The 15,607-nt window shown below is 43.4% G+C and carries 15 protein-coding genes and 1 other RNA gene; 3 read left to right on the top strand and 13 right to left on the bottom strand.

Translation table 11 applies throughout. The annotated features are described in order from the left end of the window. The first annotated feature begins 2 nt into the window (after positions 1-2). Both recA and FTV48_RS08740 read left to right on the top strand, forming a co-directional pair. Complete coding sequence (gene recA / locus FTV48_RS08745; protein WP_005096717.1) at positions 3-1,043, top strand: recombinase RecA; 1,041 nt, start codon at positions 3-5, stop codon at positions 1,041-1,043. Between the two features lie 90 nt (positions 1,044-1,133). Continuing rightward, on the top strand, positions 1,134-1,745 hold the full coding sequence (locus tag FTV48_RS08740) for a regulatory protein RecX (RefSeq protein WP_180000042.1): 612 nt from the start codon (positions 1,134-1,136) through the stop codon (positions 1,743-1,745). Positions 1,746-1,937: 192 nt separating this feature from the next. Here the strand turns inward: FTV48_RS08740 and ffs are convergent. Next, an RNA gene (ffs, locus tag FTV48_RS08735) (signal recognition particle sRNA small type) lies at positions 1,938-2,034 on the bottom strand. A 293-nt stretch (positions 2,035-2,327) separates the two neighbouring features. On the opposite strand from ffs, the gene FTV48_RS08730 reads away from it, so the two are divergent. Continuing rightward, a complete protein-coding gene (locus FTV48_RS08730) occupies positions 2,328-3,125 on the top strand; it encodes a YbgF trimerization domain-containing protein (protein ID WP_074382857.1) in 798 nt (265 codons plus the stop codon). 73 nt (positions 3,126-3,198) lie between these two features. Here the strand turns inward: FTV48_RS08730 and lpxA are convergent, their stop codons facing one another. The 12 genes from lpxA to rimO form a co-directional block, all read right to left on the bottom strand. Beyond that, the gene (lpxA, locus tag FTV48_RS08725; protein ID WP_074382858.1) at positions 3,199-3,987 is read right to left on the bottom strand and encodes an acyl-ACP--UDP-N-acetylglucosamine O-acyltransferase; all 789 of its coding nucleotides are present in this window, start codon (positions 3,985-3,987) and stop codon (positions 3,199-3,201) included. Beyond that, positions 3,984-4,469 carry a 3-hydroxyacyl-ACP dehydratase FabZ gene (gene fabZ / locus FTV48_RS08720; RefSeq protein ID WP_171063349.1) on the bottom strand — a complete coding sequence of 162 codons (486 nt, stop codon included), beginning with the start codon at positions 4,467-4,469 and terminating at the stop codon, positions 3,984-3,986. Before fabZ ends, lpxA begins: the two co-directional genes overlap by 4 nt. A 5-nt stretch (positions 4,470-4,474) precedes the next feature. Continuing rightward, entirely contained in the window at positions 4,475-5,545 is a 1,071-nt protein-coding gene (lpxD, locus tag FTV48_RS08715) for a UDP-3-O-(3-hydroxymyristoyl)glucosamine N-acyltransferase (RefSeq protein WP_180000040.1), read from the bottom strand. Between the two features lie 3 nt (positions 5,546-5,548). Continuing rightward, complete coding sequence (locus tag FTV48_RS08710; RefSeq protein WP_005096711.1) at positions 5,549-6,046, bottom strand: OmpH family outer membrane protein; 498 nt, start codon at positions 6,044-6,046, stop codon at positions 5,549-5,551. An 82-nt stretch (positions 6,047-6,128) separates the two neighbouring features. Next, positions 6,129-8,588: an outer membrane protein assembly factor BamA gene (gene bamA / locus FTV48_RS08705; RefSeq protein WP_370982084.1), complete on the bottom strand. Its 2,460-nt coding sequence runs from the start codon at positions 8,586-8,588 to the stop codon at positions 6,129-6,131. An 84-nt stretch (positions 8,589-8,672) separates the two neighbouring features. Next, complete coding sequence (rseP, locus tag FTV48_RS08700; RefSeq protein WP_180000038.1) at positions 8,673-10,028, bottom strand: RIP metalloprotease RseP; 1,356 nt, start codon at positions 10,026-10,028, stop codon at positions 8,673-8,675. A gap of 3 nt (positions 10,029-10,031) precedes the next feature. Further along, a complete protein-coding gene (gene ispC, locus FTV48_RS08695) occupies positions 10,032-11,228 on the bottom strand; it encodes a 1-deoxy-D-xylulose-5-phosphate reductoisomerase (protein ID WP_180000036.1) in 1,197 nt (398 codons plus the stop codon). Beyond that, on the bottom strand, positions 11,229-12,053 hold the full coding sequence (locus tag FTV48_RS08690) for a phosphatidate cytidylyltransferase (protein ID WP_100355039.1): 825 nt from the start codon (positions 12,051-12,053) through the stop codon (positions 11,229-11,231). Positions 12,054-12,056: 3 nt separating this feature from the next. Then, on the bottom strand, positions 12,057-12,809 hold the full coding sequence (gene uppS, locus FTV48_RS08685; RefSeq protein ID WP_005096706.1) for a polyprenyl diphosphate synthase: 753 nt from the start codon (positions 12,807-12,809) through the stop codon (positions 12,057-12,059). Positions 12,810-12,816: 7 nt separating this feature from the next. Further along, a complete protein-coding gene (frr, locus tag FTV48_RS08680; protein ID WP_005096705.1) occupies positions 12,817-13,371 on the bottom strand; it encodes a ribosome recycling factor in 555 nt (184 codons plus the stop codon). Positions 13,372-13,449: 78 nt separating this feature from the next. Next, positions 13,450-14,178 (bottom strand): UMP kinase, encoded by a 729-nt coding sequence (pyrH, locus tag FTV48_RS08675; protein ID WP_004279886.1) that lies wholly within the window; start codon positions 14,176-14,178, stop codon positions 13,450-13,452. Between the two features lie 46 nt (positions 14,179-14,224). Continuing rightward, positions 14,225-15,568, bottom strand: coding sequence for a 30S ribosomal protein S12 methylthiotransferase RimO (gene rimO, locus FTV48_RS08670; protein ID WP_005096703.1), 1,344 nt, complete (start codon positions 15,566-15,568; stop codon positions 14,225-14,227). Positions 15,569-15,607: the final 39 nt, after the last annotated feature.

Here is a 15,607-nt window from a genome sequence, read left to right as displayed (position 1 = left end):
AGATGGATGAGAATAAAAACAAGGCGCTTAATGCTGCCTTAAGCCAGATTGAAAAACAGTTTGGTAAAAATACAGTCATGCGTCTTGGTGACAATACCGTTCAGGCTGTTGAAGCAGTATCTACAGGTTCTTTAACCCTGGATATCGCACTCGGTATTGGTGGCCTACCGAAGGGCCGTATCGTCGAGATTTATGGTCCTGAATCATCAGGTAAAACCACGATGACCCTGCAAGCAATTGCAGAATGTCAAAAAGCCGGTGGTACATGTGCATTTATCGATGCCGAACATGCACTTGATCCGCAATATGCGCGTAAACTTGGCGTAGATATTGATAACCTGCTGGTATCGCAGCCCGATCACGGTGAACAGGCACTTGAAATCGCAGATATGCTGGTACGCTCTGGTGCAATTGACATGATCGTGGTCGATTCTGTAGCTGCTCTAACGCCACGTGCGGAAATTGAAGGCGAAATGGGTGACTCGCATATGGGTCTGCAAGCCCGTTTGATGAGCCAGGCACTGCGTAAAATCACCGGTAATGCCAAGCGTTCCAACTGTATGGTGATCTTCATTAACCAGATTCGTATGAAGATTGGTGTCATGTTCGGTAGCCCGGAAACCACGACTGGCGGTAACGCATTGAAGTTCTATGCATCTGTACGTCTAGACATCCGTCGTATTGGTCAGGTGAAAGAAGGTGACGAGATCGTTGGTTCTGAAACCAAAGTCAAAGTCGTGAAAAACAAAATGGCACCTCCATTTAGAGAAGCGCTGTTCCAGATTCTGTACGGCAAAGGCGTGAACCATCTAGGTGAATTGATCGATCTTGCTGTACAGCAAGAAATCGTGCAGAAAGCCGGTGCGTGGTATTCTTATCAAGGCGACAAAATTGGCCAAGGTAAGAACAATACCATCCGTTATCTGGAAGAGCATAAAGAAATGGCACAAACCATTGAAAAGCTGATTCGCGAGCAACTGCTGACCAAAGCCGTGATCACTGAAGAAGATAATAAAGAAGAAGCAGATCTTTTAGATGCCTAATCTATTATTTGCCTAGTCTTTAAACATCACGACACAGCGCCCTACGGGGCGTTTTGTTATTATGGGTAGATGATAAAATGCGAGAGAAAGATGTCAGAGGCAAAATTCAGCAAACTGCTCGATTATGAAACTTTAAAACAGCAATTTGGCGATGCTGATGATCAAGCGACCCAGCAAAACACATTGAAACAAAAACCCACTTTCGACTCAGAAGAGCGCCTGTTTGATCCCCCTGATGATGAAAAGAAAAAACCGGGCTTAACTGGCTCGCGTTTGCGTTCGTATGCCTTTGCCGTACTGACCCGCAAGGAATATGCCAAAGCCGAACTGATCGAGAAGCTATGCCTATATGCAGAGGATCGCGATGAAGTGCTGGAATTAGTTGAAGAATTATCACGAGAGAATTATCAGAGTGATCAGCGTGTCGCAGAAACCATGCTGTCGAGCCAAAAGCGTAAAGGCAAAGGCCCCAATCAGATTAAAATGAAATTAAAAAACAAGAAAGTTGATACGGCTTTAATCGCAGAAGAACTGAAAGAAACTGACTGGGTGCAGCAAGCCTATGCGCTGAAAGTCAAAAAATATGGGGCGGAAGTTACTAAAGATCCGAAGCTCAAGGCCAAACAGATCCGTTTTCTGATGTACCGTGGTTTTGAAATGGATACGATTATTAAGGCGATTAACCGTAAAGTGGAAGATTAATTTGTATTCAGATTCATTAATAGACCCACTACAAAAGTGTTTGCAGATTGATCTTAAAATGAGAAAATCAGTTCGCTAGCAGAACGAATTATCGGGATAATAAAATATTAAAAATTAGCTGATATTAGAAGTGAGCTTTGAGATTAATAGGCTGGGATAAAATGTTTTTATTATTTAAAAATATGGTGGCAACCCTACCAGCAAAGCTCCGGCACATCATAGTTCTATTACCGTTGCTACCTTCCGGTCCTGGCGGGGTTCATAGAGTACAATTGCGAAGTAACCAGCAGGGCTACCATTACAAAAACAGAGTATAGAGATTTTTAATCAAGTTGCAAGCTTTGTTCCTTAAAATAATCCATCAAGCTATCCGTTTGATTATTTTAAAAACAATATTAATATTTCTGCTGATTTTCAAGCGATCTTCACAATCAATCCATCAACACCCAGATTCGCATGATCTTTGTAAAACCTTGTTGCAATTTCTAAAAATGCCGTTTTTAATGTGTGCAATGTATATGAATGATCTTCTTTAAAAGATGAGCAGCGGATACGTATCTCACAAAGAATTATGGAAATTTTATGATGTTTAAAAAGACCGTATTGTGTGCAGTGACAGCACTCTTTACCACACCGCTATTTGCCAATATTCCAATTGAATCGCGTGGCTTGAGCCAGACTGCCAATCAAGCGTCAATGAATACCCAGTCTGCGAGTTCTGCCGGCGTATCGACACCTGTGCAAACCAATACCAGCTGGCAGATTATGCAAAAAAACCAGCAACTGGAAAGTGATCTGCGGATCTTGCGCGGCAAAATGGAAGAACAGGAAAATGAAATTGCCCAACTGAAAAGCGAACTGACCAATCGCTATGCCGATCTCGATCAGCGCCTGGAACTGTTACAGCAAAAAATTGAACCGGCTGAAGAAAACCCAACGGAGGACAACCCACAGGATAGTTCTCCCAGTTTAAATGCGAATGAGATCAATACAGCGAGCAGCGGACAACAGCCCACCGAGCTGGACAAAGCAGCCTATACAGTAGCCTTAGATGCCTATAAAAATGGCGGTGCAGCCAAAGCCATTGCACCCATGCAGAACTTTATTAAAAACAATCCGAATAGTGTGTATATCAGCAATGCCTATTTCTGGTTAGCAGAATTCAATCTGGCCATCGATCCGCCAAATTTTGAAGAAGCAAAACGCAATTACACCATTGTGGCAGACCGCTATCCAAAGTCGACCCGTGCTTCGCGTGCGCTTTATCAACTGCATAACATTAGCAAGGACGTCGAGCAAAAACCGGCCATTGCCACCCAGTACAAGAACAAATTACTCAGTAATTACCCGCAATCTGAAGAAGCTAAATTTTTTAAGTAATAATCTTCTAGATAACCCTTAATTCAGCAATAAAAAAGACACCTTAAAGGTGTCTTTTTTTACTTGAAATATTTTAGCGCACAATACCACGCTTGGATTGTTCAAGAGAATCAATCAAACGTTGTGCTTCGGCAACTTCCGGCAAGATATCTTTACGAATCTGCTCGATTGCTTCCTGAGTGGTTAAACCTGATTTATAAATCAGTTTAAAGGCAGTACGCAAACCGTCAATTATGGCCTTAGACCAGCCCTTACGACGCATTCCCTCAATATTCATAGCAAAAGCGTGCGCAGGATTACCTGACACCATCACATAGGCCGGCACATCTTTCAAAATCAGTGATGCTCCGCCAATCATGCTATAAGAGTCAATCTTGCAGAATTGATGAATCCCTGAGTTTCCACCAATGACCACATAATCCCCGACATGAACATGTCCAGCCACACCGACATTATTGGCAAAGATATTGTGATCACCGACCATGCAGTCATGGGCAATATGGGTGTTGACCATTAGAAGATTATGACTACCAATCTTGGTTAAACCCTGATCCTGAACGGTACCACGATGCAAACTACAATGCTCACGGATCTTGTTGTGATCGCCAATCTCAAGCCAGGTTTCTTCACCGGCATACTTAAGATCCTGACAAACCTCGCCCACACTGGCGAACTGGAAAATTTCATTATATTCACCTATACGCGTATAGCCACCCACCACTACATGTGAATGAAGTTTGCTACCCGCACCAATAGTGACGTTTGGCCCAATGATACAGTATGGACCAATTTCTACATCAGCAGCGATGACTGCTGATGCGTCAATAATGGCAGTTGGATGAATAAGGGGATTATTGCTCATGCCTGCTCGACTTTTTGATGCGAAACCATAATTTCCGCGGTTGTTGCGACGACGCCATCTACAGTGGCAATACAATTATATTTGTAAATGCCGCGCTTTTGCATCACCAATTCAGCTTTTAATACCAATTGATCGCCTGCAACCACCTGTTTTTTAAACCTAACCTTCTCCGCACCGGCAAAAAGGAACAATGAACCCGCACTTGGTGTTTCATTGTTCATCACAAAACCCAAGATTCCCGAGATTTGTGCCAGTGCTTCAACAATCAGCACACCCGGCATAATTGGATAATTCGGAAAATGGCCTTGCAAAAACTCTTCATTAATTGAGACGTTTTTATAACCAACAATGCCATTTTCGGTAATCTCGACCACGCGATCAACCAATAAAAATGGATAACGATGGGGCAAATATTCACGAATCTTTTGAATATTCATTGGCAATTCAGGTTTCGTGAATGTAGGCAAATTCGACTCTGTCATCATAATTATTTACGCAACTTAAATGTTGATTCAATGGACTCAATTTGAGATTGCATATGATCTAGTCGTTTCATCACCTGGGTCAATGGCACATCTGCTAATTGTTTAAAACGCACAGCAGCACGTTTCCAGTGCAAACTTTCCAACATAGGTGTGCCAGAAGAATAACTGCCCGCCTCAGAAATATTTTTTGTCACCATTGACATGCCAGTAATTGTGACATTATCTGCGATATTAATGTGGCCTACTACCCCCACCGCACCTGCAAATACACAGTTTTTGCCAATTGTAGTGCTTCCGGCGATTCCGCATTTTGCTGCGAGTGCGGTATTGGCACCAATCTTGACGTTATGCGCGATTTGCACAAGATTATCAATAATCACACCCTGTTGCAAAATCGTATCATCCAATGCACCGCGGTCTATACTACAGTTTGACCCGATACGCACATCATCAGCAATACGCACAGAACCAAGCTGGGCAATACGATGCCATTTACCTTGATAAGGTGCAAAACCAAAACCTTCGCTGCCAATCACGGTATTGGCATGAATACGAACGCGATTGCCAATTTTGGCGCCACCCGTCAGCGTCACATGCGCATCAATAAAACAGTCCTGACCGATTTCCACATCATTATCGACATGTACATGAGGCTGAATAACGGTATTGGCGCCCACAACACAATGCTCGCCAATCACCACATAGTGTCCAATATACGCATCATCGGCGATGATCGCTGAAGGATGAATTTGAGCAGTACTTTCGATACCACGCTGGGTATTTTTTTTCTCAAATACATGGGTCAGGATCGCAAAAGCCAGATAAGGATTTGCAACAACAATAAAGTTTTGATGTGACGTTATTTGTTGTTTCAGTTCAGCCGTGACAATTAAAGCAGCTGCCCGACTTTGATTGGCTTGCTCTACATACTTGTCTGCATTGACGAATGCCAAATCTTGCGATGTCGCATGCTCAAGACTGGCCAAAGCGCTCAAACGCAAATCTGCCTGACCTACGCACTCGCCTTGAACCAGGCGAGCAAGGTCAGCTAACTGAAGCTGTTGATGATTCATTGATTACTTAATTGCATTAACCTTTTGAATCATTTTATCAGTTAAATCATATTTAGCATCATAAGCAAGTGCTGAATTTTTATTTAAAACCACATCCAGGTTATTTTCTTTACGCAATTGTTCAGCAATTTGCTTTACACGTGCATCAAATACCGTCCGAATCTGCTGAATCGAACTTTGAACATTATTCTGCACAGATTGTTGCAACTGATTCAATTCCTGAAATTTGGCCTGATATTGCGTAGACATCTTCTGCTTTTCAGCATCGCTCAGTTTGGTATTAGACTGAGCACGTTGCTGCAAAGCTTCCAGCTCTTTACTGAGTTGTTCAATCTTGCTGGTTTGTGGCTGAATTTTTTGCTGAAATGCCGTGTTTTGCTGTTTCAGATAAGTACTGCCTTCGACTACACGCTCCAAGTCAATCACACCAATACCAGCTGCTTGAGTCAAAGGTGCAACACTTGCCAAAGCCAGGCTCATCGCCATGATCATTTTTTTCATATTCTTACTCATTCAAAAAAATTTGCTCATAAAGCCTCGCAACTTCATGAGCAAAATCTATATTCAGGATTAGCTAATAATCTTAGAAAGTACGGCCAATTTCGAACTGGATATTTTTAGTTTCATCACCGTCTTTCTTATTCAACGGATAAGCATAGCTCAGTGACAATGGTCCAATCATGGTAATCCAGGTGAAACCCGCACCGACGCTATAACGCATATTGTCTGCATCGAAACCGAAGTTGTCTTTACAGTATTGTTTTCCATTTACTGAAGCACCATTTACGAAAATGTTTTCACTTGACACATCACACTGAGTATCAAAAACTTGAGCACCTTCGGCAAAGATGACCGGACGAACCTGACGTGCCCAATCGCCTTTAAATGGTACAGGCAGTACCAGTTCAGTACCAAACTGAACTAATGCATTACCACCCACTTCTTCCGGAGACGGATCGTTTTGACCAATATCAGAGAAATACACGCCCGGATATTTAGGTCCTAAGGTACTATTTTCAAAACCACGTACTGAACCAAAACCACCGGCATAGAAGTTCTTATAGAACGGCAGGTCATTACCATAGCCTAACTTACCATAACCGCGCAGCACAAAGTCTTTACCTAATGGGAAGAAGGCCTGAGCATCATAAGTCAGCTTCTGGTATTCAACATCACTGCCTGGTAATGCAATTTCACCATTCACTCGATGTGACATACCCCGTGTCGGGAACATTGGACGGTTTAAAGTATTATATGACCAGCCTAAATTCAGGTTATAGGTAAAGAACTCACCTTTAAACTCTTGACCATACGTAGTTGTACTAACTGGATTACCCTCAGCATCTACACAATTACCTGTTTGTGTCTCAATTTGAGCCGGACAATATTCACCACTTCGTGTCTCTCTACCGCCATTTCGTTCTAGATAATCCGCAACATAAGTAGAGACATAAGGTCCGGTCGTTACATCAGTCTGGTCAACCGTTAGACCTAAGCTAACACTCTGGTTTTCATCAATTGGATAACCGAAGTTAATTCCGCCACCTAGACTGTCTGTCACATAGTTGTTGACGTTATAGTCATCATCGAGTTTGGTCTTACGATAGTAAAGGTTATAACCGCGACGTACACCATCAATGGTAAAGTACGGGTCCATCACACTCAGGTTATAATAATCTTGGGTTTCAGAACGCGACAAGTCGATCGATACACTATTACCAGTGCCCAGGAAGTTGGTTTGACTTAAACCTGCCTGGAACGTCACACCGCCACTTTGCGAGAAACCCACTGCCAAGGTACTGGTACCTGAATGCTGTTCTTCTACTGCGACATTTAGATCGACCTGATCCGGTGAACCCGGAATACGTGCAGGCTTGATATCGACTGTTTTAAAGAACCCGGTACGTTCCAGACGGACTTTAGACAAGTCAATTTTTTCATTACTGGCTAAAGCACCTTCCATCTGGCGCATTTCACGACGCAATACTTCATCTGCAGTTTTGGTATTACCGGTAAAATTAATACGTCGTACTGTAACTTGCTGACCTGGGTTAATGTAGTAATTTAAATCAACCTGTTTGGTTTCATTATTAATTTGAGGAACAATATTCACTTCTGCATAATAATAACCAGCATTACCATATTTACGCTGTAATAGCTGCTTAACCACATTTACTTTTTCTTGCGAATAAGTTTCACCTTCTTTAAACAGCTGTAAGGCTTGCAATTCTTCAGTCTGATAAAGTGCATCACCTAAATATTTGGTTTGACCAAATTTAAATTGCTCGCCTTCATCTACAGACACTTCAATAAAGACATTCTTTTTATCTTCACTCAAGTTCAAACTGGAATTGGTAATATTAAAGTTAATATAACCTTGGTTCAGATACATAGCACGCAATGCTTCAAGGCTTGCAGCCATTTTTTCACGTGCATAACGGTCATTACGTGAAATCACCGAGTTCCAGCTACTTTCTTTAACAGCAAATGCCTGCTTAATATCTGATTCTTTGAAAACAGTATTGCCAATGATATTGATATCAAAAACTTTTGCGGCTTTACCTTCAATAAAATCAATCAGCAATTCAACTCGGTTATTCGGTCTTGCTGTCGTCGTGACGGTAACATCTGCATCATAGCGACCTTGCTGCATGTATTGCTGTTCAAGCTCGGTTTCGACTGTCTGTAAAGCAGATTTTTTCAGCACTTCACCTTCAGCCAGACCCATTTTTTTCAGGCCATCTTCAAGTGCTTCCTTTGGAATCAGCTTATTGCCTTTCAGTTCGATTTTCGAAATGACTGGGCGCTCTACCACCTGAAAAACTAGAGTATTGCCTTGCTGAACAGCTTTGATGTCATCAAATAAGCCTGATGCATATAAACTGCGAATTGCATTGGCAATGACCGGATCATTGACCCGATCACCACTGTTAATTGGCACGAGGCCATATACATTCTCAGGAGTTAAACGCACTAATCCATCAAATTTTATATCTTGTACAATGAATTCATCTGCTGCATATACTTGTTGTGCTACTGCCATTGCACTAACGAGTGCCAGAGGCATAAATAAATGTGTGTGCTGCATGCCAGTCTTTTCCGCTGTTAATTTATTCCATCTACGTTGTTATAAACGCATAAAATCATTAAATAATGCCAGAAGCATCATACTGCCGAGCAGTACCATACCAATTTTCAGTCCAACCAATTGTATTTGTTCGGAAACAGGTTTACCACGAATTAATTCAACAAAATAGTAAACCAGATGTCCGCCATCAAGCATTGGAATCGGCAGTAGATTTAATATTCCTAAACTTACACTCATTAGCGCCATAAAGGAAATAAAAGTTTCCCAACCCATTTCCGCGCTTTGTCCTGCGACTTTGGCAATGGTGATCGGTCCAGATAAGTTATCCAGTCCAATCATGCCACGTACCATTTTGACAATCGAGTTCAGAATCATCGAAGATAAGTGCGCAGTTTTATCAAATGCCATCACCAGTGCTTCAGCTGGATTGTAGTGAATGGTCTGCTTATATTCTGCGGGAATCGAGATTTTACCCGGATCACTTTGTACACCGAGCATACCCGTGACATTACCCATATTGTCACGCTTGCCCTGTGGCATCACTTCAAGTTGCACCACCTGGTTTTCGCGCAATACATCCATCTTCAATAACTTTTCTGGTGATGCCTGTACGATTTGTACCACATCAAACCAGTCTTTCATCTGGACACCATCAATGGCCAGAATTTTGTCACCTTGCTTCAGGCCTTGGCGAATTGCTGCACCATCTTCAGTCAGCTTGCTAATCACAGCCGGAATTTCCGGTCGATAAGGCAAGAAGCCCAGACTGTCTAACGGAGATTGACTCTGGTCTTTTAAATAGTCCCGAATCGGTAACTGGAACAGCTTGTTTTCCCCGGCACGTTCTGCCTGAATAGACACTACGCCGGTTTCACCCACACGATCCACCAGCGCATAACTCAGTTTTTCCCAGGTTTCGACTGGAGTCCCGTCCACAGCAACAATTTTGTCACCCGGCTGCATTTGTACTGTTGCAGCCGGCGTATCTGGTAAAACTTTACCGACCCGGGTATTCAGCTGCTCTTGTGCCGGTAAAAACAGCACCCAGAATAACAGCACCGCAAGAATGAGGTTGATCAATGGTCCCGCTGCCACAATGGCAATCCGTTTCCAGGGATGCTGACGGTTAAATGCTTTGGGCAAGTCTTGTTCAGCAACATTGCCTTCACGTTCATCCAGCATTTTCACGTAACCGCCTAAAGGTAAGGCGGATAGCTGATATTGAATGCCGGATTTTTTTGAGGTCCACTTTAACAGCGTTGGTCCAAAACCAATCGAATAGACCAACACTTTAACGCCCAGTTTACGCGCCACAATATAGTGACCAAACTCATGAATCGCAATTAAGGGACCGAGTAACAGGATTGCGGCTGCAATAATAAACAAGGCGTTCATGTCTTAACTTCCTTTATTCACAACATACTGCTGTGATAAACCTCGTGCCATTTGATCTGCCTGCAAGATAGCCTCCAGATCATTTGCCGGCTGATTGTCCATCTGATTCAGGACATGCTCAACCACTTGAGGAATTTGGGTAAACCTAATTTGCTGATGTAAAAATGCGTCAACTGCAATTTCATTGGCCGCATTTAAAATCGTGGGTGCAATCCCGCCACTCTGCATCGCCTGACGCGCCAACTTTAATGCAGGAAAACGAATCACATCCGGTTCCTGAAAGTTAAGCTGCGAGTGCATAAACAGATCTAAGGCTGGTACATGCGTACTGATTCGCTCAGGCCATGCCAATGCATGTGCAATAGGTGTGCCCATATCCGGATTACCCATTTGTGCCAAAGTTGAACCATCTACATATTGAACCATGGAGTGAATAATACTCTGTGGATGCACCACGACTGTAACAAATTGTTCTTGAACTGCAAACAAATGACAGGCTTCGATCAATTCCAGACCTTTATTCATTAAAGTCGCTGAATCGACCGAAATTTTTTGGCCCATTGACCAGTTGGGATGCTTGCAGGCCTGTGCAGGCGTCACATCTTCAAGCTGTTGTAGACTATGATTAAGAAACGGCCCACCAGATGCAGTTAACAAAATTTGCGAGACACCCAGCTTGGGCTTGCCATGACGCTCTGCCTCAAAATAGTGCTGTGGTAAACACTGGAAAATCGCATTGTGTTCGGAATCCACCGGAAGCAACAATGCACCATGATCGCGTGCAGCCTGCATCATGAGGTCACCGGACATCACCAAAGCTTCCTTATTGGCCAGCAGTACGCGCTTGCCTGCTTTTACTGCAGCCAGTGTCGGCAACAATCCGGCAGCACCGACAATGGCAGCCATGACAATATCGACATCCGCATGTTCAGCCACAGCAATTAAACCGGCTTCATCTTGCAGAATTTCAATATCAGCCAGACCATGTTGCTGAAGGAGTTTTGAAAACTCATCCACTTTTGCCGCAGGCACCACCGCCACTTTAGGGCGGTATTGCTGGCAAATCTTGACCAGTTCAGCAATACGACTTTGCGCGGTTACAGCAAAAACCGAGTACGCTTCAGGATGTCGCTGCAAGATTTTTAAAGTACTTTGACCAATAGAACCTGTAGCACCCAGTATACAAACCGCTTGTGACATTTATAAATCTACACCAATAAGTTTTAGAACAGCAATACCTGCCGCAAAGATTGGAGCTGCAGCAAGCAAAGAATCAATACGATCCAGCACCCCGCCATGACCCGGTAAAATACGGCCCGAGTCTTTAATACCGGCACGTCGTTTGATCATGGATTCAAACAGATCTCCCAGTACTGAACTGAAGACCGTGATCACCGATAAGGTCAGGAATAAAATAAGTTCTGGCCAGGTCATCTCCAGATAAAGCAAAGCAACTGCAATCACAATCAGCATTGAGGTGATCACACCACCATACAGCCCTTCTACAGATTTGTTTGGGCTGACATTTGGTGCAAGCTTTTTCCTACCGAATTTACGGCCGACAAAATACGCACCGCTGTCTGCGCCCCATACCAGTAAAAACAGGTACATCAACCACCACGGTGAACTTTGCCAAACCGAGAAAATTGCGGTGACAGCAGCAGAAATCAGCACTACACCAATGCCATTTAGGCTTGTATTGTACCAGCCGTCATACTCAGGATAAGACTTGACCCAGTAAATACTGAGTAACCAGGTAATAATAGAAGCCACCCATAACAACAAAGCGACTTCAGCAAAATACAATGCCAATGCTGATAGAGCCGCGGTCAGCACCCCATATCCCCATGCAACGGGCTTGATGACCTGCTTAAATTTTCGCGGCATGAGTTTAAACCACTCATAACCGGCAACCCCGGCAGCAAGAACCATCAATACAAACATTGGATAATGTGATTCAGTAGCAAACATACAGCTCAGTACAACTGCTACCAACACCAATGCGGTTATAATCCGCTCAAACATGTATTAATTCTCAAGTTTTTCCTGATGAACCTGCTCTGATGTTTTACCGAAACGACGTTCACGCCCACCAAATACGGCAAGTGCATCATCAAGTTCTTCAACGGTAAATTCTGGCCACAGCGTCTCAGTGAAATAAAGCTCTGCATAGGCTGCCTGCCATAACAGAAAATTCGACAGACGGAAATCTCCGCCAGTACGAATCAGCAGATCAACTGCTGGTAAGTCACCGAGGCTGACATATTGACCAAATACATCAGTATCAATTGCATCAAGATCTAATTTATTTGTTAAAACATCACTGGCAATTTGCTTTGCAGCTTGTGCCATATCCCACATACCGCCATAACTGATTGCAATAGTGAGTGTCATACTATTGAAATTAGCAGTCCTTTGTTCGGCTTGCAACATGAGTCCCTGCAATTCAGCGGACAAACGGCTGCGATCACCGATAAAACGTAAGGCAATATTGAATTTTTCCATGCGGGGGAGTTGCTCATGAATCGTGTCAAGCAGGAGTTTCATGAGCAATTCGACTTCAAACTGTGGACGATTCCAGTTTTCACTGGAAAAGGCAAAAACAGTTAAAGCCTGGATATTTCTTTTTCTACAGTGTTCTACAATCGGATCCAGAACCGTTTTTCCTTCACGGTGTCCATCACCTTTCTGCATCTGATTTTTTTTGGCGAAACGATTGTTGCCATCCATAATGATGGCAACATGTTTCGGAAGACAGGGGTTTTCTTCAGCAGCGGTCATCGATGAATTAGACCTTCATCAATTCAGCTTCTTTCGCAGCCAAGCGTTTGTCAACTTCAGCAACAAATTTGTCGGTAATTTTCTGGATTTCATCAGCAGCACGACGTTCTTCATCTTCAGAAATTTCTTTTTCTTTCAATAAAGCTTTGATATCACCCAATACATCACGGCGAATGTTACGAATTGCCACTTTCGCATTTTCTGCTTCAGTACGGGCAACTTTCTGCATGTCACGACGTGTTTCTTCAGTGAGTGCTGCCATAGGTACACGGATCGCATCTGCTGAAATCGGGTTAAGACCCAAGTCAGATTCACGAATCGCTTTATCAATTGCAGCCACCATTGAACGTTCAAATGGTTGAACCAACAGGGTGCGTGAATCTTCAACACCAACGTTTGCCACCTGGTTCAATGGAACGTCTGAACCATAGTAAGAAACCATCACATTATTTAAAATAGATGGATGCGCGCGACCGGTACGAACTTTTGCAAAACCATGCTCTAGAGATTCTAGAGTTTTGTTCATACGGTCTTCGCTGTCTTTTTTAAGATCGTTAATCATATGATCTTCCTTACTTAATTCTAAAAAAGTTAATTGCTAAATTAGCGCGTAGTATAAAGTGCTTTGGTGCTCACGTCATTAATTGGTAACGTGAGTCCCTTCTTTTTCGCCCATCACCACTGAAAGTAATGCGCCAGATTTATTCATATCGAATACTTGTAGCGGCACATTATGGTCACGACACAAACAGATCGCAGTTAAGTCCATGACACCCAGTTTTTCATCCAGCACCTGATCAAAGGTTAAAGTGTCATATTTAACCGCATCGTCATATTTGCTTGGATCTTTGTTATATACGCCATCGACTTTAGTGGCTTTCAAAATCAAATCTGATTCGATTTCAATACCACGCAAACATGCTGCGGTATCTGTGGTAAAGAATGGATTACCTGTACCTGCCACGAATACACACACTTCACCCTGAGTCAGGTGACGGATCGCATCACGGCTCGAGTAAGACTCAACCACTGCACCAATTGGCAGTGCAGACATCAAACGGGTTTTAATATTACGGCGCACCAAAGCGTCGCGTAGTGCCAGACCGTTCATCACGGTTGCCAGCATACCCATCTGATCACCAGTGACCCGGCCAACCAGACCGTCTTTTTGCAGCTGGCTACCGCGGTACAGGTTACCACCACCGACCACGATACCTACTTGTACGCCTAAACCCACAAGGTGCGCAATAGAAAGCGACATCTGGTCGAGCACTTGTGCATCGATTCCCATGTCTTTATTGCCTGCCAGCGCTTCACCAGAAAGCTTTAACAGAATGCGACCAAAGCGTGGCTTTTTAGAATCCAACATCATCAAACTCCAAAGTATTCAATTTAAATTTTTTTAATTCAAAATTTTAAGCAGATTTGACTGAAATGAGTTTTGCATACAGATCGTACTCGTCTGCATCGGTAATCTCGACTTCAAGCAAATCCCCTGCCTTAATGACGCTTTTATCGATATCTTCCACAAAAACATTGCCATCAATTTCAGGTGCATCTGCATAAGAACGCGCAACTGCCACCGGGAATTCTTCTTCCAGATCATCTACCAGCACGGTCATGGTCTGACCAATACGTTTTTGGAGTTTGGCTGCCGAGATTTCTTGCTGAACCTGCATGAAACGCTCATAACGCTCTTGTTTAATTTCTTCAGGAACGTGGTCTGGCAAATCGTTTGCTGTCGCACCTTCAACTGGTGAATAGGTAAAGCAACCTACACGATCCAATTGAGCTTGTTTCAGCCAATCGAGCAGCATCTGGAAGTCTTCTTCGGTTTCACCCGGGAAGCCCACCACAAATGTTGAACGGATAACCAGATCAGGACATTTTTCACGCCAGATATTCAATCGCTCCAGTGTGTTTTCACTGTGCGCAGGACGTTTCATCAGCTTGAGAATTTTTGGACTCGCATGCTGAAATGGAATATCCAGATAAGGCAGGATTTTGCCTTGAGCCATCAGGTCAATCACGGCATCGACATGCGGATATGGATAAACATAGTGCAAACGCACCCAGATTCCCAACTGACCGAGTGCTTCACACATGTCATAGAATTTGGTTTTCACCGGCTGGCCGTTCCAGAAATCCAGCTTGTATTTGGTGTCCAGACCGTAAGCAGAAGTATCCTGGGAGATAACGAGTACTTCTTTAACACCGGCACGTTTCAGCGCTGCGGCTTCTTCAAGCACAGAACCAACTGGACGGGAGACCAAATCACCACGCATGCTTGGAATAATACAGAAAGTACAACGATGGTTGCAGCCTTCCGATATTTTCAAATAGGCATAATGTTTAGGTGTTAGGCGGATACCTTGCTCTGGAACTAAATCAATAAATGGATTGTGTTTTGGCGGTTCAGGCACGTATTGATGAACCGCATCCATAACATCTTTATATGCCGCTGCACCTGTCACTTTCAGGACATTCGGATGCATCTGGCGAATCTTGTCTTCGTCTTTACCTAGACAGCCTGTTACGATGACGCGACCATTCGCGCTCATCGCCTCACCAATCGCGTCTAGCGATTCTTGCACTGCGGATTCAATGAAACCACAGGTATTTACTACAACTAAATCAGCACCGTCATAATCCGAAGCGACGTCATAACCTTCAGTCTTTAACTGGGTTAAAATACGTTCAGAATCTACCAATGCCTTAGGACAACCTAAAGATACAAAACCGACTTTGGGGGACTTCATGAATTTTCGCTCTACTAGAATGCGCGTATTGTATGTCTT

This window comes from Acinetobacter sp. YH18001 (genome assembly GCF_013416975.1).
In the GTDB taxonomy this organism is placed as follows: Bacteria; Pseudomonadota; Gammaproteobacteria; order Pseudomonadales; family Moraxellaceae; genus Acinetobacter; species Acinetobacter pseudolwoffii.
This window is presented reverse-complemented; position numbering and strand designations above follow the sequence as displayed.